This is a genomic window from Rhizobium sp. BK181 (genome assembly GCF_014193305.1).
GTDB lineage: Bacteria > Pseudomonadota > Alphaproteobacteria > Rhizobiales > Rhizobiaceae > Rhizobium.
The window spans coordinates 1,095,882-1,121,961 of the sequence record NZ_JACHZA010000001.1 but is presented as its reverse complement, the minus strand read 5'-3'; the positions used below and the strand labels follow the sequence as shown (position 1 = coordinate 1,121,961).

Below are 26,080 nucleotides of genomic sequence, written 5' to 3'. Positions count from 1 at the left end.
CCCTCTCGCATCCCCCGCATCGGTTGCCTTACATCGCGCGCTTTTCGGTCACGCAGACTTGATTTTTGCCCGCCAAAGCTCGATATCGGGCACATCCTAAAAGACACCAATCACCGGAGAACGTCATGACTGACGAAACGACGAAGAACGGACCTGACGCAGCCGCGGCCGAAGCCGCAGCGGACGCCGCCGCAAACGTCGAGAACGAAGCCACCGCACAGCCCGATCCGCTGGAACTTCTGAGGACCGAGAATGCGGAGTTGCGCGACCGTTATCTTCGGCTTGCCGCCGAGATGGATAACCTGCGCCGTCGGACCGAGCGCGAAGTCAAGGACGCGAAGACCTATGCAGCCGCTGGCTTTGCCCGTGACATGCTGGCTGTTTCCGACAATCTGCGCCGCGCCATCGATGCTGTTCCGGAAGAAGCAAAGGCTGCTGCCGATGCTGGCCTGACAACGCTGATCGAAGGCGTCGAAATGACCGAGCGTTCGATGCTGTCGGCGCTCGAGCGTCATGGCGTCCGCAAGCTGGAGCCGGTCGGCCAGAAATTCGACCCGAACTTCCACCAGGCCATGTTCGAAGTGCCGAATGCCGAAGTACCGAACAACACCGTCGTTCAGGTCGTTCAGGCCGGCTACACGATTGGCGAGCGTGTCCTGCGTCCGGCCATGGTCGGTGTCGCCAAGGGCGGCCCGAAGCTCGTCGAACCCGAAACCAATTCGGTTTTTGACCAGAAAGACGCCTGATCCGATCGGCCCGCTTCCGCGGGCCTGATCTCTCAGGCGCCCTCAAACGCACTAGGCATCAGATGCGGGCGAAGCGCTCGATCAGCAGATCGAAGAAGCCGTCCGCATCGACATCGCGCATGACTTGAACATTGCGCTTGCGATCGGTCACGTGCCACCAGTCGACAACGGTCATGCCGACCGTCAGTTCCGACTTAACTTCGATCTCGACATTGCAGGTCCGCCCCTTGAAAAGCTCGGGCTTCAAGAGATAGGCGATTACGGTCGGATCGTGCAGCGGGCCGCCGTCCGAGCCATACTTTTCGACATCGAAGCGCTCGAAGAATTCCAGCATCTCGACCATGGCGATGGCCGGGCGTGTGCCGAGATCGGCCATGCGCTTGACTCGGTCCTTGCGGGTCAGGAGCTTGTGCGTGACGTCGAGCGGCATCATCACGATCGGTATGCCGGAGCGAAGGACGATGTCGGCGGCCTCGGGGTCCACGTAGATGTTGAACTCGGCGGCCGGCGTAATGTTGCCGCCTTCAAAGAAGCCGCCGCCCATCATGACGAGTTCACGGACACGCGGGACGATGTCGGGCGCTTTCTGGAAGGCCAAGCCGATGTTGGTCAGCGGCCCCAGCGTACAGAGCGTCACGCTGCCTTGCGGCTCGCTGCGCAGCGTGTCGATGATGAAGTCCACGGAATGCTGCGGCTGCAGAGCCATGGTCGGCTCATCGAGGACAGGACCGTCGAGCCCCGTCTTGCCGTGCACGTGCTCGGCGGTGACAAGCTTGCGCGCGATCGGCTTGTCGGCGCCGGCAAAGACCTTCGTATCGGTGCGGCCGCAGAGCTCGCAGACAATGCGCGCGTTGCGGCTCGTATAGGACAGCGGAACGTTGCCGGCGACCGTAGTGATCCCCAGCACCTGAAGTTCTTCCGGGCTGCCGAATGCCAGCATGATGGCCGCGGCGTCGTCCTGACCGGGGTCAGTGTCGATAATGATCTTCCTAGGGTCCGCCATTCCGATCGTTCCATCCTCATGGTGCGCGACTTCGTGGCATGCACCGTTTGTTTATGCTTCCGTCGCAAATCGGCACAGCCGGCGCGGGCACGTTTTGATGCGAGGCGGCGCTTGCTTTGTCAAGGTCGGACCGTTGCGGGGCTTTCCAAGTGCGAGCGCGACATCCGCCTTGCGCCTGCGCCTGTCAGTTCCCATATTGGAGGCATTCGGATGCTGTATTCAGGTCCGGCAAGGTCGCTTGAATCAAGGACTTGAAGACGATGAGCCGCATGACGCCTTTCGCAAGCCCGCTACTCCTGGGCTTTGACGCCATGGAAAAGACGCTGGAGCGCCTTTCCAAGGCTAGCGACGGATATCCCCCTTACAATATCGAGCGAGTTGCTGCCGACCGTGCTTCCGGCGATCCGGAGAGGTTGCGCATAACCCTGGCCGTCGCCGGCTTCAGCGAAGAAGAATTAGACGTGTCGGTCGAGGAGAATCAGCTTTCAATTCGCGGTCGCCAAGTCGAGCAGGGGGAGCGGGATTACCTGTATCGCGGCATCGCCGCACGGCAGTTCCAGCGGACTTTCGTTCTGGCCGACGGGATGCAGGTTTTGGGCGCTTGCCTGAAGAACGGATTGCTCTCAGTGGATCTCATCCGCCCGGAGCCCAGCCGTATGGTGAAGAAAATTAACATTTCGGTCTCACAGTAGGACAACGGCGCATGTTGAGCCGTTGGTCCCTTCTCTTGGAGGTACAGGAATGTTGATGAAAGAAGCCAATTCGCACCTGACCAAAACCGAACTTGCCGGTATCGGCAACGGCGAGGTCGCCTATATCCGCAAGATGCGCAACGAAGAAGTTGCAAAATGCTTCCCGGAAGCGCCCGACATTGATCCGAGCGTTGACCTTTGGGCGCTATTCGGCGCCGATGGCACGCCGATCCTGTTGACTGATAACCGTTCCAGCACCTTCTTCAAGGCAGCCGAGGATGAACTGAAAACGGTGAGCCTGCACTAAGGCAGGCTCAGACGCGCTTGAATGTGAGATAGGCGGAAGATCTGCCTTCGCGCCGTGCCTTGGCCTCGTAGCGTGTGCTCGGCCAGCCCTCGTAGGGCGTCAGCCAATCTGCTGCATCCTGTGCAAGCCAGTCGAAGCCGCCATGGTCGCGGCACTTCAGAAGCGTCCAGTTGACGTAGGTATCGATGTCCGAGGCGAAGCAGAACAGCCCGCCCGGCTTTAGCACGCGGTGGAAGCGGTCGAGATTGGTTTTCGACACGAAGCGGCGCTTCCAATGCTTCCGCTTTGGCCACGGATCCGGGTAGAGCAGGTCGATCTGGTCGATCGAGGCGTCCGGCAACCAATCCAGCAATTGCGTCGCATCGTCGTTGTAGACGCGGACATTCCTGGCGTCGGCCTTGTCGACGCTCGTCAACAGCTTCTGCATGGAATTGATGAAGGGCTCGACACCGATGAAGCCAGTGGACGGCATCTCGACGGCGCGATGAATGAGATGCTCGCCGCCGCCAAAGCCGATTTCCAGGCGCAGCCTTTGGGTCGGCGCCGGAAAGAGAGTGTTCAGCGGCTCGGGCGGAGCCGCTGAAAGGTCGATAAGGAACGTCGGAAGCAGGGTGTTCAGTCGCTCTGCCTGATGTTCGCGCAGAGCCTTTCCCTTGCGGCGACCGAAGAAGGCTTCGGTCGCGCGTCCGCGACGTTCCATGTCGGTCATGCTGCTTCCTTGACCTTGACGGCGTCCTTGAGCGCCTTGACGAGGTCAGTGCGCTCCCAGGAGAACGAGCCGTCGCGGCCAGCCTTGCGGCCGAAGTGGCCATAGGCCGAGGTCTTGGCGTAGATCGGCTTGTTGAGGTCGAGGTGACGGCGGATGCCGGTCGGCGACAGGTCCATGTTCTTGCGGATCGCCGCTTCGACCATGTCTTCCGTCACGCCCTTGCCGGTACCGTGCAGGTCGACGTAGATCGACAGCGGCTGCGCAACGCCGATGGCGTAGGAGAGCTGGATCGTGCAGCGGTCGGAGAGGCCGGCGGCAACGACGTTTTTCGCGAGGTAGCGAGCAGCGTAGGCAGCCGAACGGTCGACCTTGGTCGTGTCCTTACCGGAGAACGCGCCGCCGCCGTGCGGAGCAGCGCCGCCGTAGGTGTCGACAATGATCTTGCGGCCGGTCAGGCCGGCATCGCCGTCCGGGCCGCCGATGACGAACTTGCCGGTCGGATTGATGTACCACTTGCAATCGTCGGCGATCGGCAGGTCGCCGAGAGCTTCACGGATGTAGGGTTCGACAACCGCGCGAACCTTCTTCGAGTCCCAGCTTTCGTCGAGATGCTGGGTGGAAAGGACGATCGACGTGACTTCGGTGGGCTTGCCGTTGACGTAACGCACGGTCACCTGGCTCTTGGCGTCAGGGCCGAGCTTCGCGACGTCGCCGTCGCCCTTCTTGCGGGCGGTAGCAAGGAGCTGCAGGATCTTGTGGGAGTAATAGATCGGCGCCGGCATGAGGTCAGGCGTTTCCTTGCAGGCGTAGCCGAACATGATGCCCTGGTCGCCGGCACCTTCGTCGCCCTGCTGGTCGGCAGCACTGTCGACGCCCTGGGCAATGTCGGCGGACTGCGAGTGCAGAAGCACGTCGATCTTAGCCGTCTTCCAGTGGAAGCCGTCCTGCTCGTACCCGATGTCCTTGATGGCGCGGCGGGCAGCAGCCTTGAACTTCGAAGGGTTGATGACGTCGTTGCCGTCCTTGTCCTTCTTCATCAGGCTCGGCGGCAGGCGCACTTCACCGGCGATCACGACGCGGTTGGTGGTTGCCAGCGTCTCGCAGGCAATGCGCACGCCCCAAGGGTTGACGCCGGTCTTGGCGGCTTCGCGGTAGACCAGATCCACGATCTCGTCGGAGATCCGGTCACACACCTTGTCCGGGTGACCTTCGGCGACTGACTCGCTGGTGAAAAGGTAATTGGCGCGCATTCCGGGATTCCCCTCAAAGAACAAAAGCTGCGTAGTAGGTACTCAGTTCGCGCGCGAAAAACAAGCGTAGAAGGACATAAATATATCTTTATATCTGCGACTAAGTGGCAAATTGTGCCCAAAAAACGCCAAAAAGCGGCCGTTGCGGCCGCTTTCACTCCTGCTCCAAATTTTCAGTGGCTATTATTCGCTGTCTGCTTCGGCCGCGAGCGCCTTGACCAATTCCACGACCTTGCGGCGAACCTTGGGGTCGGTGATCTTCACAAAGGCGCGGTTGAGCTGCAGTCCTTCGGACGACGAAAGAAAGTCGACCACATAGTTGGAGCTGGAGGCTTCCGCCATGCCGGACAGGCCGGAGGACTGTTCGCCGGGGGCATCTTCAAAGAAGAAGGAGACCGGGACGTTCAGAATGCTGGAGATGTTTTGGAGACGGCTGGCACCGACGCGGTTGGTGCCCTTTTCGTATTTCTGGATTTGCTGAAAGGTGATGCCGAGGCTCTCCCCGAGCTTTTCCTGGCTCATTCCGAGCATCGTTCTGCGAAGGCGAATGCGACTACCTACATGGACGTCGATGGGGTTCGGCCGCTTCTTGTTCTCAATCATGGTCCTGCCCTAACAATAATTTTCAACCTTGTTTAAACCGGCATGCCCAAACCCACCCCAAAACGCCACGTTGCAAAGTCTTGCTTAACCACCTTGAAACATACGCTAAGAACGCCGATCCCAACCACTATGCAATTTTAGGGGTTTTCGGTCAATTCTGCTTGAAAACAAAACCAAAGCGAGAAACGATAGCAATTACAAACAGAAGTATTTCCAGCAACCAGAAGTAAGTTTGGCGTGGATAGCCCGCAGGACGATGCGCGTCGAAGCTCGTGATAGTTGCGTCGACGAAGCCCGTTTCATTGAGATCAAGACCAGCAATGACTTCGCCGCGAGCGTTCACGAGGGCCGAAATGCCGCTGTTACCATTACGAATCAGCGGCAGCCCGGTCTCCACGGCACGCAGCCTGGCCTGCTGGAAGTGCTGGTAGGGTCCAGGTGTAGCGCCGAACCAGGCATCGTTCGTGACGTTGAGGATGGCATTGGCGGCACCAAGGTCGCCCGTCATCTCGTCAGGGAAAATGATCTCGTAGCAGACGAGCGGATAGAATTTGATCCCGGTCGGCAAGGCCAGCAGCTGGCGGCTGGCGGCGGGCGAAAAGCCACCCGGCATCTCGACCACGTTCTGGATACCGAAATCGTCGAGGACGCTCTCGAACGGCACGTATTCGCCGAACGGCACAAGATGCACCTTGTCGGCGGCGCCCGCGATCTGTCCCCTGCCGTCGATGACGTAGATCGAATTGTAGTAGCGCGGCGGATTGCCGGGACCGGTCTCCTCCACCCGAACGGCGCCCGCGATCAGGATCTGGTTGTCGTCGAGCGTATCGGCGATCCGGCTGAGTGCATCCTGATTGTCCGTGAGTATGAAGGGAATGGCCGTCTCCGGCCAAACGATGATGTCGGGCTTCCGGCCGCCATCCTTCGGGGGCTCTGCCGAGAGCTTCAGGTGTTTCTCGAAGATGGCGGCGCGGTCGCCGTCGGTGTCCATCTTCGCGGTCTGCTCGATCATCGGCTGAACGAGGCGGATGATAGGGCTTTTGGCGTCCGCCGCTGGTGCCGGCTGCGGGCCATAAAGGATATAGGCGCCGTAGCCGATATGCGCAGCGAACAGCAGAGCCGCCAGGGAGAGGCCGAGCTTGGCGCCCTGGCGGGTGCCGAGCAGTGCGGGCGCGGCGAAGATGAAGACCGACAGTGTTGTGATACCCATGATGCCGATGACATGCGCCGATTGCATCATGAGCGGCACGGGCGTCATGCCGTAGCCGACCGCGTTCCAGGGAAAGCCGGTGAAAAGCACGCTCCTCAGCCATTCGAGCAATCCGAAGCTCGCAGCAAGTGCCGCAATCCGCCCCATGCCATCGGACCACAGGGTCCGTGCCAGCGCGGCGGCAATTCCGTAATAGATGGCGAGCACCGCAGGCAGGCCGAAGATCGCCAGCGGCAGCGCCCATGCAAAAGCCTCCGCGTCGATCATCAGGGCGTGGCCAAGCCACCAGAGGCCGGCAATGAAATAGCCGAACCCGAAGAGCCAGCCGACAGCGAAGGAAGGCCATAGACGGCCTATCCACCCGCTTTCAGGAGCAGCCGCCGAACCGTCGATCAGCCAGACAAGGAGCGTGAACGACACGAACATCGCGGCAAAGAAGCCAAATGGCGGGAGGGCCAAAACACCGACGGCGCCTGCAAGGATTGCCACTGCAACCCTTTTGAACCCCCAGGCCAGGATAACCCTGTCTGCAAGCCGCTCCATGCGCACTCCCGTCAAGCCGCGAATCAACCCGACCGCAGTGTTTCAAAAAAGCCGCCGTTTGTCGTGCTTTGCGGCAATCAGTTTGTCGTGGGGACGTCCGTCTGCCGCTCTTCGCCCTGGTCCGAGCCGGCTGTGCCGTCGCCGTCGAGCTTGGCGCGGCGACGAATGGCCTGGCGCTTGCGGGTAATCCTCACGCGCTTGATGCGACGTGGATCGGCATCGAGGATGTGGAACTCGAAACCGGGCAGGGCCTGCACCACCTCGCCACGCACCGGAATGCGTCCAAGCTCGGAGAAGATTAGGCCGCCCAGCGTGTCGACTTCGTCGACCTGCTCGGTGATGTCGAAGTCCGGTCCGATCGCTTCGGCGATCTCCTCCAGCTCGACACGCGCATCCGCGACGAAGACGTCTTCCGACACCCGCTTGAACATCACCTCTTCGTCGTCGTGTTCGTCATCGATGTCGCCGACGACCATCTCGACGATGTCCTCGTGCGACGCCAAGCCGTCAGTGCCGCCATATTCGTCGATGACGAGCGCCATCTGCGTGCGGTTCACCTGCATGCGGCGAAGCAGATCCGACGCCAGCATGGATGGCGGGACGAAAAGGATCTTGCGGATGATCCCGGCCTCCGACAGGGTCTTCTGCAGGTCGACGCGGCTGAGATCGAAATTCGCCTTCACGGAGCGGGTCGGCTTCTGCAGATGTTCGGGGGAAACGTCCACGAGAGGCGTCGCCGGCTTGATGGCCCTGGCGCTACCGCGGCGCTTGTTCCGCGCCTGCTTGGCGACGTAGGAGAGGAGATCACGGATATGCACCATGCCGCGCGGGTCGTCGAGCGTATCGGCATAGACGGGCATACGCGAACGACCGGATTCCTCGAACAGGATCATCAACTCGCCGATGGTGATGTTCTGATCGACGGCTTCGATATCGGCACGGGGGACCATAACATCGGCAACGCGCACTTCGCGGAAGCGCAGAATGTTATGCAGCATCGCCCGCTCATCGGGCGAAAAGACGTCTCCGACCGCAGCGTCTGTCATCAAAGCATCCGCAATATCTTCGCGAAGGCGTGAGTTTTGCTGCGGTCTTAAGATACGCGCCGCACGCGACCAGAAGGATTGGGATCGTCCGGACTGCCTACTACTGCCACCCTCGTCGGAAGAGGATGATTGATCGGCGTCCTTGGCCTCGGCGGCCGGTCTCGTCGTAAAGTCGCTCATGGTTCCATTTTAAGGTCTTGACCCTCGTATGGGTCAGATAGGCCGAGTACCGCCAAAATGCGAGTCTCCAGCCCCTCCATTATTTCGGCTTCAGCGTCATTATTATGGTCGTAGCCGAAGAGATGCAAGAATCCATGCACGATCAGATGCGTCAGATGGTCGTCAAAGCTCTTCTCGAGCTCGATTGCTTCCCGCTCCACGGTTTCTCTTGCGATGATGATGTCGCCCAGCATCGGACCTGGCACCTTGCCCGGCGTGACGGGAAAGGCGGGAAAGGAAAGCACGTTGGTCGGCTTGTCCTTGCCGCGCCACTCGGCATTGATGTCCTGGATCGAGGCGTCGTCCGTGAAGACCAGCGAAACCTCGGGCACCATTTTCGGAAATGGCTGTTTGACCCTCTCGCGCAGATAACTGGCGGCCGTTTCAAGCACCCGGTCCGCCAATGCATGCAACGCATCTTCGGAGGGCCAATGGCCCTCCTCGACGCTGATCTGGATATCGAGTTCCGCCATCAGTCCTGCCGGCTAACCTCTTCGGTTTCCGTTGCATAGGTGGAATCGTAGGCTCTGACTATGCGCCCGACAAGCGGATGGCGCACCACGTCGGTATCCTTGAAGCGGACAATCGAGATGCCCTCGACGCCGTTCAGCAGTTGAAGAGCCTCCACCAGTCCCGACTTGACACCGCGCGGCAGGTCGATCTGGCTCGGGTCGCCGGTGACGATCATGCGTGAGTTCTCACCAAGACGCGTCAGGAACATCTTCATCTGCATCGAGGTCGTGTTCTGCGCCTCGTCGAGGATGACGGCGGCGTTCGCGAGCGTCCGCCCGCGCATGAAGGCGAGCGGCGCGATTTCGATAACGCCTGCGGTGATCGCACGATCGACCTTGTCGGCCGGCATCATGTCGTAAAGCGCGTCATAGAGCGGGCGAAGGTAGGGATCGACCTTTTCCTTCATATCGCCGGGCAAGAAGCCGAGGCGCTCGCCGGCTTCCACGGCCGGGCGGGAAAGGATGATCTTCTCGACCATGCCACGTTCAAGAAGCTGGGCGGCATGGGCGACGGCGAGATAGGTCTTGCCGGTACCTGCGGGTCCACATCCGAAAACCAGTTCGGCTCGCTCCAGTGCCCTGAGATAGGCGTCCTGGGTCGGAGTCCGGGCAATGATGGTCTTCTTGCGCGTGGAAACCTGTGCCATGGTCAGCTTGGCCTTGCGCTCCATGGTTGGCAGGCTCAGCTGATCGTCCGCCGCGACCGCCATGCGGATCGCGCCTTCAACGTCGGATCGCTCCACGCTGCCGCCTTTCTGGAGTTTCTCATAGAGGTAATCAAGCGTACGCCGCGCCTGGTTGGTAGCGACGATGTCCCCTGATATAACGACGGAATTGCCCCGCGCTCGAGCGTCGATGTGCAGACGTTCTTCAAGCAGCTTGAGGTTCTGGTCAAATTGACCGAACAATTCGCTGGCGAACCGATTGTTCTCGAACGTCAGAATAAAGTGATTGGCGTCGCTCGCAATGCGTGGGTGGCGCGGTGAAGAAGAAACCAATTCTTGTCCGTTCAAGCGGTCGAGCTCCTAGGGTTTAAACCTCAGCCTCTGCTATCTCGGCAAACAGGCTGTTGGTTCCGGTTCCGGTGATTCGCACATTAATAATGTCACCGATTTGCAATGCTTTTGCATCAACATTCACGGACTGAAGCCAGGGAGAACGGCCTATAAGCTGTCCTGGCATACGACCGGGCTTTTCAAGCAACAGTTCGATCGTTTTCCCGACACAGGATTCGGCAAATTCCTGCTGTTGCTTCAGGAGAAGCGCCTGCAGGCGTTCAAGCCGTTCTGCCTTGATCTCTTCCGGCACCTGGTCCTTCAGTTCCGCACCGGGCGTGCCCGGCCGTGTCGAGTACTTGAAGGAGAAGGCCTGTGCATAGCGGACCTCCTCCACCAGGCGGAGTGTATCTTCAAAATCCTGGTCTGTCTCCCCCGGAAAACCGACGATAAAGTCGCCGGAGAGAGCGATGTCCGGACGGGCGGCGCGAATCCGCTCGATCAGCGTGAGATACTCGGCAGCCGTATGGCGCCGATTCATCGCTTTCAGGATGCGGTCGGAGCCGGCCTGCACCGGCAGATGCAGGTATGGCATGAGCGCTCGGAGATCCCGATGCGCTTCGATCAGGCGGTCGTCCATGTCGCGCGGATGGCTGGTGGTGTAGCGCAGGCGCGCAAGCCCGGGAATTTCCGCCAACCGGTAAAGCAGGTCGCCAAGGGTCCATTCCTGACCGTTGGAGCCGACACCATGCCAGGCGTTGACGTTTTGGCCGAGCAGGGTGATCTCGCGTACGCCGCCCTCGACGAGCTTTTGCGCTTCCTCGACGATCTGGCCGACCGGCCGCGACACTTCCGAACCGCGGGTGTAAGGCACGACACAGAAAGTGCAGAACTTGTCGCATCCTTCCTGAACGGTAAGGAAGGAGGTGACGCCACGCGAGCGGATTTTCTTGGCTTCGGCGATCGGCAGATGCTCGAACTTGTCTTCCAGCGCATATTCGGTGTCGACGATGCGCTGGCCTTCCTTCGCCTTGCGCAGCGCTTCCGGCAGGCGGTGATAGGTCTGCGGTCCGATGACGACGTCGACGGCTGGCGCCCGGCGCAGGATTTCCTCGCCCTCGGCCTGTGCGACACAGCCGGCAACGCCGATCATGAACTCCCGGCCTTGCTTGCTGCGTTCCTTCTTCATGTCGCGCAGACGACCAAGCGCCGAATAGACCTTTTCAGCAGCCTTTTCGCGGATATGGCAGGTGTTGAGCAGGACAAGGTCAGCCTCTTCCATAACTTCCGTCGGCTCATATCCGTCACGGGCGAGTGCATCGCTCATGCGCGTCGAGTCGTAGACGTTCATTTGGCAGCCGTAGGTCTTGATGAATACCTTGCGGCTGTTGCTGCCATCGCGGAGATCGGTCTCCGGGGCCTGAAGAAGGGCGCTGTCCTGGGTCATGGCCGGCTATTTAGTGGTTTTTCATTCGCGAGAAAAGGAAATCTTGTGCCTTAGGCCGTCTTGTGGCCGCGCAAAGCGGCGCCAAGCATCGTGCGGATGCGTCGGGCAATCGTCGCGCTGACTTCCTTGCGGTTACTGTCGGCACGATACTCCACCGCCTCGCCGAAACAGACGTCAACCTCGAAGGCACCGCATCGCAGCATGTCCTTCAGGTGCGGGAACATCTCGACATCGCCTGGCCAGGAGGCGAGGGGCCTGTGATAACGGCCCATCGGCAAGCCGTAGACACCCGTATAGGCAACCGCGACCGGTTGAACCACGACGGCTCCTGTTGGCGACGCCGGCACCGCCAGGGCGGCTGCGCCAAACAGCGAGGATTTGACCTCGAGAAGCCGATTCCCGTCCGAGGTCGTGCCCTCCGGGAACAGAACGACGATCTCGCCATCCGCCATGCGGGTGGCAATCTCGTTCGCTTGGTGGCCGGTCTTGCGCTTCTCTTCGCGCACTACGAACACGCTCTTCTGCAGCTTCGCCAAATTGCCGAAGATCGGCCAGTCGCGCACTTCGATCTTGGCGATGAAGGCGACGTCGGCGACCGCGGACAACACCATGATGTCCATCCACGACGAATGGTTGGCGCAAAGCATCAACGGCCTGTGGGTCTCCATCTTGCCATGGACGCGAATGCGGATACCAAGACAGAAACAAACGATGCGATGCCAGATGCGCGGCAGCCAGCGTCGCAGCTTCCAGTCGAAGCGCAACGCAAGAAGCTGCCAGGGCATAAGCACTATGCTGGCGAAGAAAATGACGATACCGGCGAGGGCGAGACGCAGCCAGGCGATCAAAACGAAGACTCCGCGGCTGCGCTCATGGCCTCAGCGCTCGTCCTTTTTGAGTGGGATGCCATAGAGCTCCAGTCGATGATCGACGAGCTTGAAGCCATGCTCGCGGGCAATGCGTTCCTGCAGGGCCTCGATCTCCGGCGAGTGAAACTCGATGACAACGCCCGACTTCAGGTCGATGAGATGGTCGTGATGCTCTTCCGGCACCGTCTCGTAGCGCGAGCGGCCGTCTCGGAAGTCGTGGCGTTCGATAATGCCGGCGTCCTCGAACAATTTCACGGTGCGATAGACGGTGGAGATGGAGATCTTGGCGTCGACCTTGACGGAGCGGCGGTAGAGTTCCTCGACGTCAGGGTGGTCGGCCGACTCCTCGAGGATGCGGGCAATCACCCGGCGCTGCTCGGTCATGCGCATGCCGCGTTCGGTGCAAAGCTCCTCAAGGGTCTTGGCGACGTCAGTCATGGGCTGCCTTCCGATAGTCAACGTTTGAGCAACGGACTAGCGAAGAACGCGCTTCATGACAAGCGCCGTGGAAACCGCCCCCTGGGTATCCTTGTAGTAACCCTTGCGTTCACCGACTTTCTCGAATCCAAGCTTGCGGTAGAGCCCGAGCGCTGCCGCATTGCCGTCATCGACCTCCAGGAAGATGCTCTCGCCACCGCGCAGCTTCGCTTCACGCATCGCAGCTTGCATCAGCCGCCAGCCAAGGCCGGCGCGAGCGACCTTCGTCTGCACGGCGACTGTCAGGATCTCCGCCTCTCCAGCGACCTGACGCGCGAGCACAAAACCCGGCAGCGGCTTCTTCAGAAATGCGTTGGTCTGCCGAGCGACGAAGCCGAAGACGGTGTCCTGGCTGAGCAAGCTATAGAATTCGCCATCGCCCCATGGTCGTGCGAAGCGTTCGCCGTGTAACGCCGCCACGGCGCGGCAGTCATCGGCGTCCATCGGGACAATCTCGAATTCCGGCTTCAGCGTCAGATAGGATTCCAACATGGTCATACTCGCGCAATCGCAAACCCGGCCTGCGGCTTCGCATCGGGTCCGCGCAGATAGAGGGGCTTCGGCTTTCCGGAAGACGGGTCGGCGGCAGCGCCGAGACGCGCCACGATGGAAATCGGGAAATGGTTGGCGCAATCGCCGATCGTGCCGGGTTTCAGGATCGGCGTAGCCGAACCGGTGATTTCGCCATCGAACGTCGCGGCGATTGCCTGTGCTTCCTCGACGGCGACAGCGCTGGCCTCATCGAGCGGATCGCCATCGGCATCGAAGGTCTGCAGGTAGATCTCGTTTCGCTTGGCATCCATGGCGGTAAGAACGCTGCGCCCTGGCGTCTTCAACCGCTGCGCCTCGGCCATGACCGCAAGCGTGGTGACGCCGACGGCCGGAACGCCGAGCGACAGCGCAAAGCCACGGGCGGCGGCGACGCCGACGCGAATGCCGGTAAAGGAGCCTGGGCCGATGGTAACGGCGATGCGATCGACAGCCGAAAGCGCGACACCGGCCTGCTCCAGCACGCGGTCGACGATTCCCATCAGATGTTCAGCATGCCCCTTGCCGATCATGTCCGATGCCTCCCCCAGCATCGTATCCCTGCCGCTGTCATAGAGAGCGGCAGCGCAATCCACACCTGCGGTGTCGAGCGCCAGTATGATCATGGCATCAATTTCCGAATAAAGCGTTCCTCAGCGTCCATACATTCACCCTGCCGCGCTTGCAAATGCTGCGCCAGGACAAATGCCGGGACAGGGCGTCGTCGTCAGGCGGCGACGACTTCCTCGACTTCCGGAACGAAATGGCGGAGCAGGTTCTGCACGCCATGCTTCAGCGTCGCCGTCGAAGACGGGCAGCCGGAGCAGGAGCCTTTCATGTTGAGATAGACCTTGCCGTCTTTGAAGCCACGGAAGGTGATGTCGCCGCCATCCTGTGCAACGGCGGGACGGACACGGGTATCCAGCAATTCCTTGATGGTGAGCACGATCGATTCATCGGCTTCATCGAAGAATTCGCCGCCGGCATCAAGATCTTCGGAAAGGACAGAAGCGTCGCCCATCACGGGCTTGCCGGACATGAAGTGTTCCATGATCGAGCCGAGGATCGCCGGCTTCAGGTGCTGCCACTCGGCATTGTCCTTGGACACCGAGATAAAATCGTAGCCGAAGTAGACGCCGGTCACGCCGGGAATCTCGAACAGACGAGCCGCGAGCGGCGATGCCTGAGCCTCGTCCGCGCTGCGGAATTCGGCGGTTCCGTTTTCCATGACGACCCGACCCGGCAGGAACTTCTGCGTGGCGGGATTCGGCGTGGCTTCGGTCTGAATAAACATCTCGCTCTCCGTGCGGCGGGCAGCGGCCCAGGCCGTCTTTAGAATTCTTCAAAAAAGAAAATAAGCCGATTGGCAATTCTATTCAAGAGACTGGTACTCAAGAAATGGCTTTATGCGAGCGCATCCAGTTCCTCGTCCGTCAATGTATCAGGCAGGACCGTGACGGGGATCGGAAATGTCGCGCCACGTCCGGCGATCGACGACACCAGCGGCCCCGGTCCCTCCTTGGCAGAGCTTGCGGCCAGCACCAGGATCGCGATATCGCGATCTTCTTCGATGACGGCGTTGATCTGCTCGGTGGCACTTCCCTCGCGGATGACGATCTCCGGGTCGATGCCGATCGTTTCGCGAACCACGTGCGCCGCTTTCGCGACCACCGCTTCGGCTTCCTCGCGCGCCTCGGCCCGCATAATCTCTTCAACCCCCAACCATTGTTGGAAGTCCCCCTCCGGAATCACGTACATCAGCACTAGGCCGCCGTTCGAGTTCTTGGCGCGCCGACCGGCGTAGTGGACGGCGCGGGAGCATTCGGGCGTATCGTCGATGACCGCAATGAATTTGCGGCGATGACCTTCGAGCCGGGAGAGTCGTTTCGATACCATGGGCCGGACTCTGACACCTGAACCTGAAAATTTGCAAGCCCTCGTTTTTGACCCTCGAACGGTCTGCCGGGCCAGTCTGTGTCAGGCGGGAACCAGTCCGTAAAGGCGCATGATCGCCTTCACATGCTCGATGTCGGGTTTCCCATGAACGTTGATGGCCAAAGCCATTTCCTCGAAATAGCGCCTGCCGATCAACCCGGGCGTCATAGTGATCAAGGCCTTGGCGGCTTCACCGTGCAGGTTCTCGTGGGTGTGGACATAGCCGCGCGGAATGAACAGGGTGGCCCCCGGCCCGATCTCGTGCTTGCGCCCGTCCAGCGTCGTCGTCATCGTGCCGGACAAGCCGTAGATCACTTCGTCGACGTCGCGGTGATAATGAGGGGCGGGGACACGTGCCTGGGGCGGGACCGTGAATTCGAACATCACGAGGCTTTCGGCGCTCTGATCCTCGTCGATCAGAAGCCGGATCTCCATGGTGCCGATCTGGATGAGGTTGCGATCTCGCATCGAAGCCTCCTGACGGTCCGTTTCGATAAGACTACGCCGCAGGTCTGGCTTCGACAAGCCCGGGGCGGTGAGGTCCGCCCCGGGCCAAGGTCATATTTCAGTACAGGAAGCCGACGATGTCGCGCACTTCTTTCATCGTCACTTCGGCCCGCGCCCGCGCCCGTTCGGAACCATTGCGCAGGATCGCGTCGATGTGGCTGGTGTCCGACATCAGGCGACGCATTTCAGCGGTGATCGGCGAGAGCACGTTGATGGCCAAATCAACAAGCGCCGGCTTGAACACCGAGAACTGCTGGCCACCAAATTCGGCAAGCACATCAGCCTTCGACCTGTCGGCGAGCGCCGCATAGATGCCGACGAGGTTGTCGGCTTCCGGGCGGCCCTTGAGGCCGTCGACTTCACCAGGCAAACCTTCCGGATCGGTCTTGGCCTTGCGGATCTTCTTCGAGATCGCGTCCTCGTCGTCCATCAGGTTGATGCGCGACAGATCCGATGGGTCCGACTTCGACATTTTCTTGGTGCCGTCGCGAAGCGACATGACGCGTGGCGCCGGGCCATCGATCAGCGGCTCGACCATCGGGAAATAGGCATGCACCGGTTCGTTGCCGACCGTGATGTCAATGCCGTAGTCCGTCTTGCGGATATGCTCCGCATAGTCGAGGTTGAACTTCATGGCGATGTCGCGGGCGAGTTCAAGGTGCTGCTTCTGGTCGTCGCCGACCGGGACATGCGTGCCGCGATAGACGAGGATGTCGGCAGCCATCAGGCTCGGATAGGCGTAGAGACCGAGCGAGGCCTGCTCTCGGTCCTTGCCGGCCTTGTCCTTGAACTGCGTCATGCGGTTCATCCAACCGATGCGCGCAACGCAATTGAAGATCCAGGCAAGCTCGGCATGCTGCGGCACGGCCGACTGGTTGAAAACGATATGCTTTTCCGGATCGATGCCGGACGCAATGAAGGCGGCGGCGATCGAACGGATCTGGTTCGGCATGTCCTCATGGACGAGCTGTGCCGTCAGCGCATGCATGTCGACGACGCAGTAGATGCAGTCGTTGCCTTCCTGCAGGGCCACGAACTTGCGGATCGCGCCGAGATAGTTGCCGAGATGGAGATTTCCTGTCGGCTGGACGCCGGAGAAAACCACTTTCTTGAATTCGTTCATCATGTCCTCGATTAGGCTGGTGGAGGGCCCCAGGGCCAATGGCCCATGTTGCTAACGGGCGCGCTTATGCACGCGGACGCCAGCGCAATCAAGGGGTTCAGCCTGCGGCGTGTTCGATCAGATCGAAGGTGTTGCCATAAGGATCCGCAAAGACAGCGACTGTGCCGTAAACCTCGTGCCGCGGCGCCTCGAGAAACTGCACGCCCTTGGCCAGCATCGACGCGTGGTCGCGGGCAAAATCGTCGGTCTTGATGAAGAAGCCGACGCGCCCGCCCGCCTGGTTGCCCATCGCCGCCATTTGCCGGTCGTTGGCAGCTCGCGCGAGCAGAAAGGCGGCACCGTCCCCGCCCTTCGGCTTGACGACCACCCATCGCTTGCCGTCGGGCTGAATGTCGTCCTGGAGGCAATCGAAGCCAACCGCGCCGCAGTAGAAATCTTTGGCACGATCGTAATCGTCGACGACGAGGGTCACCAGGAAAAGCGATTGGAACATTGCAGGCTCCGATTTGTGGTGTGGTGTTGTCGCCAAGGATGCGTGGCCGGTCAAGGGCGGTCGGGTGCCGGCGTTCGGTGCACGGCGCTTCCCTCACGCGGTCCTTGCGGCCCGTGGCTTGATCCTGCACTTCACTCGGACGGGGCGCTGGAAATTGCCTCGCTGGAGTAAAAACAATATGGCGCTTCCCAGCGCCCCGTTCGGCGGTTTATGCCCGCAACTCCGGTCCCTCTGCCGCCTTGCCCGAGGAAGCTTCGCTTCCCCTGGGGGCCATGTGTGCCACACAGGCACGTCCGGGGCTCAACTCGACGCCGCATTCGCGCGATCGCCGCCGTCCCCGGAGGGAGACCATTTTCTGCGGACCCGGTGCATGAGGTTTTGCGTCCTACCCTCACACCCCGCGCCGGTCCCGCCTCGCCGCAACGCCTTGCGGTGTATCCGCGACAGGACGGACGAATTCTAGGATCGGTCCAGATGTCGGGGAAAATTTGCCGAGATTCTTTTTTTGTGAATATATCTCACAAATTTCTGCGATCAGAAAATTCGTACCTCTTTTGAGGTATTTCTAACCTATCAATTAGCAGTAAATTATGGCGATGTTCCGTAACGATAGGTAAACAATTTCACAAAAAGGCCATTTTTAGGGAGAGCTTTCCATTCGCCAAAAATTGCGCCACCGCGGCGTATTTCGAGGGGAGGGGAACCATGCAATCCGCATTTTCCATCGCACTCGCCGGCCTGTTCTGTCTGTCGTGTTTCGACAGCGCCGACGCGCAGAATGTCAGAAGAGTGACAATCCCGTCGCTCAAACACAAAGAAACGCTCGCCTACTCGCTGCAGACCGTCAGCGTTCAGGCGAACTGCTTCCCGCCGCAGCTGCGCGGCATTCTCACCTACATAGCCGCTAAGACCGGTCGCCGCCCGATCGTAACCTCCGGGTTTCGCTCGCGTGGTCGATCGCATTCCCAGCATCGCAGTTGCGCTGCCGCGGACATTCGAATTCCCGGGGTATCCGAACGAACGATCATCGCGATTGCCGCTTCGGCTCCCGGCATCGGCGGGATAGGCCGCTACTGCAACGGGATAGTGCATGTCGACATCGGCCCCAGCCGACGATGGACCTATTGCTGAAGCATGCCGGACCGCTTAGCCGTCCACCTTTGCGGTCGGCTTGCGGTTCAGGTTGCGACGGATCATGCCGAGGTTCGCGCCGCCGATCAGGAAGGCTGTCGCGAAGTAGACAGCCATGGCGATGACGATCAGAAGGCCGAGCGTGCCGACCTTCGTCGCCAAATGCGCGCTCGAGGCAAGCCACGGCTCCCAGCGGTGCTGAAGGTACATGATGACGCCGCCCATGACGGCCGCGGAGACGACCAGCAGCGCCGCACGCCGCGCCAGCGCCCATTCCCAGGTGAGGTGACCGCGGCGCAGCAACGTCGTGAACAGAAGCACGGTGCTGATCCAGCCTGCCGTTGCTTCCGCAACCGCAATGCCGGGAGCGCCGATGAACGGGAACAGCGTCAAAGCCGTCGCACAGTTGACGCCAACGGCAACGGCGGAAAAACGCATCGGCGTCCTGGTGTCCTCGCGCGCATAGAAACCCGGCTGCAGCGCCTTGATCAGTACGAAGGCAGGGAGACCGACGCCATAAACCGCGAGGATGGAGCCCACGATCGCCGTGTTTTCCTGATGGAAGGCGCCACGTTCATAAAGGACGCGGATGATCTCGTCGGAGAGGATCCAGAGCGCAAAGGCGGCTGGGATTGTCAGGAACAGAACGAATTCCATCGACCGGTTCTGCAAGTTCGCCGCCTCGCGCAGATTGCCGCCCTTGAGCGCGCGCGCCAATTCCGGCAGCAGCACCACGCCGACGGCAACGCCGACGACGCCGAGCGGCAGCTGGTAGATGCGGTCCGCATATTGAAGCGCGGCGATCGCACCCTCCTTGCTGGAGGCAATCGCCTGGCCGATCATCTGGTTGATCTGGGTGATGCCACCGGTGACGGCGGCAGGCACCGCGAGGATCAGCAACCGCTTGACGTTCGGCGTAATGCGGGGAAAGCGTAACCCGATGCTCATGCCGGCATGCAGGACACCGAGATAGACGACGACGAGCTGCAGGATGCCCGCGACGAGCACGCCCCAGGAGAGATACCAGGCTGTCTGCAGCGGTTCAGCGCCGGTGTAGAGCGCGTAAAACAGCGCCCCAATCATCACCACGTTGAGGAAAACCGGGGCGATGGCCGCGGCGAAGAAGTGATGCAGCGAGTTCAGCATCCCGCTCATCATCGCCGTCAGAGACATGCACATGAGATAGGGGAACATCACCGCCGCCATGCGGACGGTAATCGAGAATTTTTCCGCATCGTCGGCAAAGCCCGGCGCGATGACGAAGCGCACCAGCAGCGGCATGCAGAGCTCCATCACGATGGTGATGAGCAGCAGCACCGAAAACAGCACGCCGAAGACTTCCTCGGAGAAGCGCTTGGCTCCGTCAGTGCCGTTCGCTTCGATTTCCTTGGCAAACAGCGGCACGAAGGCGGCGTTGAACGCACCTTCGGCAAAGAGCCGTCGGAAAAGGTTCGGAAACCGGAAAGCTGCATAGAAGACGTCGGCCATCGGGCCGGTGCCGAGGGCCGCGGCCATCAGCGTTTCCCGGGCAAAGCCGAAGATGCGGCTGCCGAGGGTGGCGCCGCCGACGGTGGCGAATTTTCTGACGAGGCTCATGCGATTGGGCTCATGCGGGCGAATCCGCCTTCTTGTCTGTCTGCGTCGCGGCCCGGACAGGAGTCGGTTGCGCGATGATGCCGGAAGGCATGCGTTCGCGCAGTTCGTCCTGTTCCTCGGCCATGACGGCCTTGAGGCGTGCGGTGATGTTGGCGCGCTTGCTGTCGCCCGAGATCTTCTGGCCGACGAGGTCGGTCACGTAGAAGGTGTCGATCACCTTCTCGCCGAAGGTGGTGATCCGCGCCGATTGAATGTCGAGCGAAAGGTCCGAGAGAACCGCGGTGATTTCCGACAGCAGGCCCGGCCGGTCAAGGCATTCGACCTCGATGACGGTGAACTTGTTCGACAGACTGTTGGAGATGTTTACCGACGGCGGGATGACGAAGGCCTTGCTCTTCTTGCGGTTCTTGGTCCGCGTCGCAATCACCTCGGGCAGCCGCTTGCGGCCGGAAAGCACGTCTTCGATCATACGCCCGATCGTGCCGGCACGACGCAGCTCGTCGGCGTCGTCCTTGAACTCGCGGCTGACATGGATGGTATCGAGCGCGCGGCCGTCCGAGGTCGTGAAGATCTGCGCATCGACGATGTTGGCCCCTGCCGCCGCGCACGCACCGGCGATGACGGCAAGAAGGCGCGGATGGTCCGGCGAGAGCACGGTGATCTCGGTGATCGCGTGGAAACTGTCGGTGCGCACCATCGTCGCCAGTGCCTGGCCCGCTTTGTCCGCCTGGCGGATGAAGCCGGCGTGCCGCACCTGGTCTTCCAGCGGAACCGAGAGCAGGTAGGGCTGATAATGCAGCTTGCTGTAGATCTTGCGGTCCTTCTGGCTCCAGTCGGAGAGCGCATTGTAAAGCGCTTCGGCCGCGAAGTTGGCGCGCTCCTTGCGCGACACTTCCGAGAAGCCGCCGGCGAGCAGCAGTTCGGTTTCGTAGTAGAGTGTGCGCAGCAGCTGGCCCTTCCAGCCATTCCAGACGCCGGGGCCGACGGCGCGGATATCGCAGATCGTCAGGATCAGCAGCATCTTCAGCCGGTCAAGCGACTGCACCACATCGGCAAAGTCGGTGATTGTCTTGCGGTCGGTCAGGTCGCGGGTCTGCGCGACCATCGACATCGCCAGATGCTCCTGGATCAGCCAGACGACCATCTCCGTCTGCTTCTGCGACAGACCAAAGCGAGTGCACAGCTTGCGGGCGACGCGGGCGCCGGCAATCGAATGGTCCTCCTGGCGGCCCTTGGCAATATCGTGCAGCAGCACCGCGACATAAAGCGCCTCGCGGTCTTCGATGCCGGGCATCAGCTTGTTGGCAAGCGGATGCAGATCGTCTGCCTTGCCCTTGTCGATTTCCGAGAGCACGTCGACTGTGCGGATCAGATGCTCGTCCACCGTATAGTGGTGGTACATGTTGAACTGCATCATCGCGACGATTTTCCCGAACTCCGGGATGAAGCGGCCGAGCACGCCGGCTTCGTTCATGCGGCGCAGGATCAGCGCCGGGTCGCGCTTCGAGGTCAGGATCGACATGAAGAGGCGGTTTGCCTCGTCGTTCTCGCGCAGATTGTTGTCGATGAGGCTGAGCGAGCGGGTGACTCGCTTCAGTGCGTCCGGATGGAATTCCAGCCCGTTGATATCGGCGACATGGAACAGTCGAATGATGCTGATCGGATCCCGCTTGAAGACATCGGGGCTTGCAAGCGCGATGCGCCCACGATCCTCGACGAACTCGGTGCTGCCGGCGATCTTGCGGCTGCGGTGTGCGAAGCGGCTGATGACGCCTGATAGCCCCGGCGTCGACTTCGCCTGCTGATCCTCGAGCGCCGCGCAGAGAATGCGCGTCAGGTCGCCGACGTCCTTGGCGACAAGGAAATAGTGCTTCATGAAGCGCTCGACGGCCGAAAGGCCGGGGCGCGAATGATAGCCGAGCGCTTCGGCGATCTCGCGCTGGATGTCGAAGGACAGCCGCTCCTCGGCCTTGCCGGTCAGGAAATGCATGTGGCAGCGCACCGCCCAGAGGAAGTCGTCCGCCTTCTGGAACAGGTGATACTCGTGCTTGGAGAGGACGCCGAGCGGCACGAGCTCAGCCGTGTCGCGGACGTGATAATAGTATTTCGAGATCCAGAAGAGCGTGTGCAGGTCGCGCAGGCCGCCCTTGCCTTCCTTGACGTTCGGCTCGACCAGATAGCGCGTGTCGCCGGCCTTGCGGTGGCGCTCGTCACGCTCGGCAAGCTTGGCGGCGATGAATTCGGGGCCGGTGCCGGTGACGATTTCCTTGTCGAAACGCGTCTCAAGCTGCGTTTCCAGCGCGCGCAGGCCGCAGATGTAGCGCATCTCGAGGATCGCTGTACGGATCGTCATGTCGGACTTCGACAGTGCGATGCACTCTTCCAAGGTGCGCGTGGCATGGCCGACCTTGAAGCCCATGTCCCAGAGGACATAGAGCATGAATTCGACCGCCTTGTGCGTTTCCTCCGCCGGCTTCGGCTGGAACAGGAACAGGAGGTCGATGTCGGAGCCCGGCGCCAGCGTGTCGCGGCCATAGCCGCCGACGGCGGTGACGGCGAACTTGTCCTTCTGCTTCGGGAAGACGTGCGCGCAGACAAATTCGTAGAGAACCGTGATGATCTGGTCCTGCAGCCAGGAAATCCGGCGGGCGCAATTGATGCCGCTGCCATCGACCGAAAGCAGCTCGCGCGCCTTCTGCCGACCCTCGCTGCTCGCCTTCTTGAGGATCGCCAGCAGATCCGACCGCATGACGTCGGGCCGAGTCTTGTTGGCCTCGGCGACCGCGTCGCACATCTTCCGGAGATAGTCGGTGTCGAGGATATCGGAGAAATCGATGTCGTTCGTCGTCGCCATACGCGGGGCGGCTTCCTCTTCGCGCGGGGCAGCCGCTTCGTGCTGCACCTCTCGTTTCGTCTGCATGCGCTATAGCCTCTTTGCCCACCGATGACACGGGCTTTCCTACTGCAGAACGTTTAATTTTGGCGAAAAGGTGTTGCCGCGCCTGAAACCTGCAGCTTCAACCCATCAGGCGGCGATCTGCGCCCGCACGGAATAGAGCACCTGCCGCGTTTCGCTGGTGATCGCCTCCAGCGTCTCTTGGTCGCACTCGCGGTAGCCCGCCTTGGCGACGGACGAGGCAAGCTCCAGAATTCTGGCGCAGCAGCGGATAATGTGCAGCAGGCCAAATGGCGAGGCCCAGCCGCGCGGCACGCCGCGCTCGTCGGCAAGCCGCAGCGCTTCAAGCGTGCTGAAGATCGCCGCAAGCCTTTGGGTCTCGTTGAACAGCCGGTCCATGAACATCGATCAGCCCTGCTTCAGCTTTTTCTTGAGTTCGTAGAGCGCATCCATCGCCTCACGCGGCGTCATGTCGTCGAGGCTCATGCCCTTCAGCGCTTCCTCGACCTTCGAGGGGCCGCGATTGGAATCCTCGCGGCGCACCGCCACCTGGAAGAGCGGCAGGTCGTCGATGAGCTGGCTTGCCGGGTTCTTGCGGTCGGCGTCTTCGAGACGCGTCAGCACGTCGCGGGCACGGGTCACTACGGAAGCCGGCAAGCCGGCAAGCCGGGCGACCTGGATGCCGTAGGAGCGATCGGCGGCACCGGGACCGACTTCATGCAGGAAGATCACGTCGCCGTCCCACTCCTTCACGCGCATCGTCGCATTTGATAGCCGCGCAAGCTTTTCCGAAAGCACCGTCAGTTCGTGGAAGTGGGTGGCAAAGAGGCCGCGGCAGCAGTTTGCCTCGTGCAGGTGCTCGACGGCGGCCCAGGCGATGGAGAGACCGTCGAAGGTCGCGGTGCCACGGCCGATTTCATCGAGAATGACCAGCGAACGGTCGGTTGCCTGGTTGAGGATCGCCGCCGTTTCGACCATCTCGACCATGAAGGTCGAGCGGCCGCGCGCCAGATCGTCGGAGGCGCCGACACGCGAGAACAGCCGGTCGACGATGCCGATATGGGCGGACGTCGCCGGCACGAAGGACCCCATCTGCGCGAGGATCGCGATCAGCGCGTTCTGGCGCAGGAAGGTCGATTTACCGCCCATGTTCGGGCCGGTCAGCAGCCAGATCGCGCCATCCTTTCCGTCGGAAACGGGCGAGAGATCGCAGTTGTTGGCGACGAACGGGCCTGACGATTGCCGCCTGAGTGCCTGCTCGACGACTGGATGACGTCCGCCTTCGATCGCAAACATCTTCGAGCCATCGACCAGCGGCCGGCAATAGGCCTGCTCGTCTGCAAGCAGCGCAAGGCCGGCGGCAACGTCGATGACGGCGAGCGCGCGAGCGCCTGCCTTGATCGCCTCGGCCTCTGCAACGACGGCTGATGTCATATGGTCGAAGGCCGCCAGTTCGATCGCAAGCGCTTTGTCGGCGGCGTTGGCGATCCGGCTTTCCAGATCGGCAAGCTCGGTCGTGGTGAACCGCATCGCGTTCGCCATCGTCTGGCGGTGGATGAAGCGCCCCTTCGCCTCGGGCGTATCGGTCATCGGCCCGGCATTGCCGGCGGTGACTTCGATGAAGTAGCCGAGGATGTTGTTGTGCTTGATCTTCAGCGACTTGATGCCGGTTTCCTCGGCGTATTGCAGCTGCAGGCCGGCAATCACGCGGCGCGACTGGTCGCGAAGCGCCCTGACCTCGTCGAGTTCGGCATTCGCGCCGTCGCGAAGGAAGCCGCCGTCGCGCTTCAGCAGCGGCAACTCATCGCCGAGCGTCTCGGAAAGCAGCGCTATGAGATTGCAGGGAAGGGCCTGAAGGCTGGAAAGCGCAAGCTGCAGTTCTTCCGGCAGCAGCGCGTCGGACAACAGCCGAGCGACATCGCCCGCAGCATTCAGACCTTGGCGGATGGCGGCAAGGTCGCGGGGCCCGCCACGGTCGAGCGCCAGGCGCGAGAGCGCGCGCGGCATGTCCGGAACATGCTTGAGATGGTGGCGCAGGTCGCCACAAAGCGACGGCTCCTCCATCAGGAAGCCGATGGAATCCAGACGCTCATTGATGCGGACGGGATCGGTCAGCGGCGACATCAGCCGTTCGGCCAGCAAGCGTGCTCCGCCACCGGTGACGGTGCGGTCGATCGCCTTCAGCAGGGAGCCGTTGCGATCGCCTGACAGCGTGCGGGCAAGTTCGAGGTTGGCGCGGGTCGCCGGATCGATGAACAGCGTGGACGCGCCGCTCTCGCGCTCCGGCCGTCCGAGCGGTGGCCGTTCGGCGATCTGCGTCTTCTCGACATAGGCGACGGCCGCAGCAGCGGCAGCAAGCTCGGCACGCGAAAAGGTGCCGAAGCCGTCGAGTGTCGAGACATTGAAGTAGCGTGCGATCCGCCCTTCGGCCGTGGCACTGTCGAAGAGCACAGCCGGCTGCGGAACGGCGGTGCGACCCAGCACGTCGAAAACAGGCTTCAGTTCGGGATCGTGAAAGATAGTATCGGGCACGATCAGTTCGCGCGGGTCGATACGCAGGATATCGGCAAGCAGCCGCGAGCCTTCAGTCTCGGCCAGCCGGAAAATCCCGGTCGAAATGTCGATCCACGCAAGCGCCAGCACAGGCTCGGCGCCGGCGCGAATCCGGGTAAGTGCCATCAGATAGTTCGATTCCGATGGTGAAAGCAGCTTTTCCTCGGTGATCGTGCCCGGCGTCACCAGGCGGACCACGTCGCGCTTCACCACCGATTTCGAGCCACGTTTCTTGGCCTCGGCCGGGTCTTCAACCTGCTCGCAGACGGCAACCCGGAAGCCGAGTCCAATGAGTTTCTGCAGATAGTCGTCGGCGGCATGCACCGGCACGCCGCACATCGGAATATCCTGCCCCATGTGCTGGCCGCGCTTGGTGAGCGTGATGCCGAGCGCGCGGGAGGCATCCAGCGCATCCTCGAAGAACAATTCGTAGAAATCGCCCATGCGATAGAACAGCAGCGAGTCAGGGTTGTTCGCCTTGATCTCGATGAATTGCTCCATCATCGGCGTTGCCGAGGCACGGCTTTCTTCCGTGGCCAGCTCGGCAGCCGAAAAGGCTTCTATTCCAGTGTCTATTCGTTCGTTCACGGAGATGCATTTTTTCCAAAAAAGAGGTGCCAACCCTAGCTGCCCGCCGCTATAGATGACAACTGCGATTGAGGAAGAGCAAGGCGTCACCCACAAGACGTT

General features: G+C 61.2%; 26 protein-coding genes. 4 read left to right on the top strand and 22 right to left on the bottom strand.

Annotated elements, in window-relative coordinates; translation table 11 throughout:
* Window positions 1-125: 125 nt before the first annotated feature.
* The gene (gene grpE / locus FHT77_RS05665; protein ID WP_016552491.1) at window positions 126-746 is read left to right on the top strand and encodes a nucleotide exchange factor GrpE; all 621 of its coding nucleotides are present in this window, start codon (window positions 126-128) and stop codon (window positions 744-746) included.
* A gap of 58 nt (window positions 747-804) precedes the next feature.
* Here grpE and FHT77_RS05660 read toward each other — a convergent pair whose 3' ends face one another.
* Window positions 805-1,749, bottom strand: coding sequence for a nucleoside hydrolase (locus FHT77_RS05660; RefSeq protein WP_183753257.1), 945 nt, complete (start codon window positions 1,747-1,749; stop codon window positions 805-807).
* Window positions 1,750-2,009: 260 nt separating this feature from the next.
* Here FHT77_RS05660 and FHT77_RS05655 point away from each other — a divergent pair, with 260 nt between their 5' ends.
* Both FHT77_RS05655 and FHT77_RS05650 read left to right on the top strand, forming a co-directional pair.
* Complete coding sequence (locus tag FHT77_RS05655; RefSeq protein ID WP_016552493.1) at window positions 2,010-2,441, top strand: Hsp20 family protein; 432 nt, start codon at window positions 2,010-2,012, stop codon at window positions 2,439-2,441.
* A gap of 49 nt (window positions 2,442-2,490) precedes the next feature.
* The gene (locus tag FHT77_RS05650; protein ID WP_007799651.1) at window positions 2,491-2,748 is read left to right on the top strand and encodes a DUF1150 family protein; all 258 of its coding nucleotides are present in this window, start codon (window positions 2,491-2,493) and stop codon (window positions 2,746-2,748) included.
* 7 nt (window positions 2,749-2,755) lie between these two features.
* Here FHT77_RS05650 and FHT77_RS05645 read toward each other — a convergent pair whose 3' ends face one another.
* From FHT77_RS05645 to FHT77_RS05565, 17 genes are all read right to left on the bottom strand, one after another.
* Window positions 2,756-3,457 (bottom strand): tRNA (guanine(46)-N(7))-methyltransferase TrmB, encoded by a 702-nt coding sequence (locus tag FHT77_RS05645; RefSeq protein ID WP_183753255.1) that lies wholly within the window; start codon window positions 3,455-3,457, stop codon window positions 2,756-2,758.
* Entirely contained in the window at window positions 3,454-4,707 is a 1,254-nt protein-coding gene (gene metK, locus FHT77_RS05640; RefSeq protein WP_114711016.1) for a methionine adenosyltransferase, read from the bottom strand. Before metK ends, FHT77_RS05645 begins: the two co-directional genes overlap by 4 nt.
* A 183-nt stretch (window positions 4,708-4,890) precedes the next feature.
* Window positions 4,891-5,310, bottom strand: coding sequence for a helix-turn-helix domain-containing protein (locus FHT77_RS05635; RefSeq protein WP_018855116.1), 420 nt, complete (start codon window positions 5,308-5,310; stop codon window positions 4,891-4,893).
* 151 nt (window positions 5,311-5,461) lie between these two features.
* Window positions 5,462-7,063, bottom strand: coding sequence for an apolipoprotein N-acyltransferase (gene lnt / locus FHT77_RS05630; protein WP_183753253.1), 1,602 nt, complete (start codon window positions 7,061-7,063; stop codon window positions 5,462-5,464).
* Between the two features lie 77 nt (window positions 7,064-7,140).
* Window positions 7,141-8,289 carry a hemolysin family protein gene (locus FHT77_RS05625; protein ID WP_183753251.1) on the bottom strand — a complete coding sequence of 383 codons (1,149 nt, stop codon included), beginning with the start codon at window positions 8,287-8,289 and terminating at the stop codon, window positions 7,141-7,143.
* On the bottom strand, window positions 8,286-8,801 hold the full coding sequence (gene ybeY, locus FHT77_RS05620) for an rRNA maturation RNase YbeY (protein WP_183753249.1): 516 nt from the start codon (window positions 8,799-8,801) through the stop codon (window positions 8,286-8,288). The genes FHT77_RS05625 and ybeY overlap by 4 nt, the downstream gene beginning before the upstream one ends.
* Entirely contained in the window at window positions 8,801-9,853 is a 1,053-nt protein-coding gene (locus FHT77_RS05615) for a PhoH family protein (protein WP_016552500.1), read from the bottom strand. Before FHT77_RS05615 ends, ybeY begins: the two co-directional genes overlap by 1 nt.
* A gap of 19 nt (window positions 9,854-9,872) precedes the next feature.
* Window positions 9,873-11,282 carry a tRNA (N6-isopentenyl adenosine(37)-C2)-methylthiotransferase MiaB gene (gene miaB / locus FHT77_RS05610; protein ID WP_183753241.1) on the bottom strand — a complete coding sequence of 470 codons (1,410 nt, stop codon included), beginning with the start codon at window positions 11,280-11,282 and terminating at the stop codon, window positions 9,873-9,875.
* A gap of 50 nt (window positions 11,283-11,332) precedes the next feature.
* Complete coding sequence (locus FHT77_RS05605; RefSeq protein ID WP_183753239.1) at window positions 11,333-12,130, bottom strand: 1-acyl-sn-glycerol-3-phosphate acyltransferase; 798 nt, start codon at window positions 12,128-12,130, stop codon at window positions 11,333-11,335.
* A gap of 30 nt (window positions 12,131-12,160) precedes the next feature.
* Window positions 12,161-12,589, bottom strand: coding sequence for a Fur family transcriptional regulator (locus tag FHT77_RS05600; RefSeq protein ID WP_016552503.1), 429 nt, complete (start codon window positions 12,587-12,589; stop codon window positions 12,161-12,163).
* 36 nt (window positions 12,590-12,625) lie between these two features.
* Complete coding sequence (locus tag FHT77_RS05595; protein WP_405049256.1) at window positions 12,626-13,126, bottom strand: GNAT family N-acetyltransferase; 501 nt, start codon at window positions 13,124-13,126, stop codon at window positions 12,626-12,628.
* On the bottom strand, window positions 13,123-13,782 hold the full coding sequence (gene tsaB / locus FHT77_RS05590) for a tRNA (adenosine(37)-N6)-threonylcarbamoyltransferase complex dimerization subunit type 1 TsaB (protein WP_183753235.1): 660 nt from the start codon (window positions 13,780-13,782) through the stop codon (window positions 13,123-13,125). Before tsaB ends, FHT77_RS05595 begins: the two co-directional genes overlap by 4 nt.
* A 101-nt stretch (window positions 13,783-13,883) precedes the next feature.
* The gene (locus tag FHT77_RS05585) at window positions 13,884-14,450 is read right to left on the bottom strand and encodes a NifU family protein (protein ID WP_016552506.1); all 567 of its coding nucleotides are present in this window, start codon (window positions 14,448-14,450) and stop codon (window positions 13,884-13,886) included.
* Window positions 14,451-14,560: 110 nt separating this feature from the next.
* Window positions 14,561-15,052 carry a universal stress protein gene (locus tag FHT77_RS05580; RefSeq protein ID WP_007529542.1) on the bottom strand — a complete coding sequence of 164 codons (492 nt, stop codon included), beginning with the start codon at window positions 15,050-15,052 and terminating at the stop codon, window positions 14,561-14,563.
* An 81-nt stretch (window positions 15,053-15,133) separates the two neighbouring features.
* Entirely contained in the window at window positions 15,134-15,559 is a 426-nt protein-coding gene (locus FHT77_RS05575; protein WP_183753233.1) for a cupin domain-containing protein, read from the bottom strand.
* Between the two features lie 97 nt (window positions 15,560-15,656).
* Window positions 15,657-16,721, bottom strand: coding sequence for a tryptophan--tRNA ligase (trpS, locus tag FHT77_RS05570; RefSeq protein ID WP_183753231.1), 1,065 nt, complete (start codon window positions 16,719-16,721; stop codon window positions 15,657-15,659).
* A gap of 97 nt (window positions 16,722-16,818) precedes the next feature.
* On the bottom strand, window positions 16,819-17,214 hold the full coding sequence (locus tag FHT77_RS05565) for a VOC family protein (protein ID WP_016552509.1): 396 nt from the start codon (window positions 17,212-17,214) through the stop codon (window positions 16,819-16,821).
* A gap of 705 nt (window positions 17,215-17,919) precedes the next feature.
* Between FHT77_RS05565 and FHT77_RS05560 the strand changes: the two genes are divergently transcribed.
* Complete coding sequence (locus tag FHT77_RS05560) at window positions 17,920-18,345, top strand: DUF882 domain-containing protein (RefSeq protein ID WP_183753229.1); 426 nt, start codon at window positions 17,920-17,922, stop codon at window positions 18,343-18,345.
* 15 nt (window positions 18,346-18,360) lie between these two features.
* Here the strand turns inward: FHT77_RS05560 and murJ are convergent, their stop codons facing one another.
* The 4 genes from murJ to mutS all read right to left on the bottom strand — a co-directional run bounded on the left by murJ (window position 18,361) and on the right by mutS (window position 25,978).
* Window positions 18,361-19,941 (bottom strand): murein biosynthesis integral membrane protein MurJ, encoded by a 1,581-nt coding sequence (gene murJ / locus FHT77_RS05555; protein WP_183753227.1) that lies wholly within the window; start codon window positions 19,939-19,941, stop codon window positions 18,361-18,363.
* Between the two features lie 10 nt (window positions 19,942-19,951).
* Entirely contained in the window at window positions 19,952-22,861 is a 2,910-nt protein-coding gene (locus tag FHT77_RS05550) for a [protein-PII] uridylyltransferase (protein WP_183753225.1), read from the bottom strand.
* A 105-nt stretch (window positions 22,862-22,966) separates the two neighbouring features.
* The gene (locus tag FHT77_RS05545) at window positions 22,967-23,242 is read right to left on the bottom strand and encodes a hypothetical protein (RefSeq protein WP_183753223.1); all 276 of its coding nucleotides are present in this window, start codon (window positions 23,240-23,242) and stop codon (window positions 22,967-22,969) included.
* 3 nt (window positions 23,243-23,245) lie between these two features.
* Window positions 23,246-25,978, bottom strand: a complete 2,733-nt coding sequence (mutS, locus tag FHT77_RS05540; RefSeq protein ID WP_183753221.1) for a DNA mismatch repair protein MutS — start codon at window positions 25,976-25,978, stop codon at window positions 23,246-23,248.
* Window positions 25,979-26,080 lie beyond the last annotated feature (102 nt).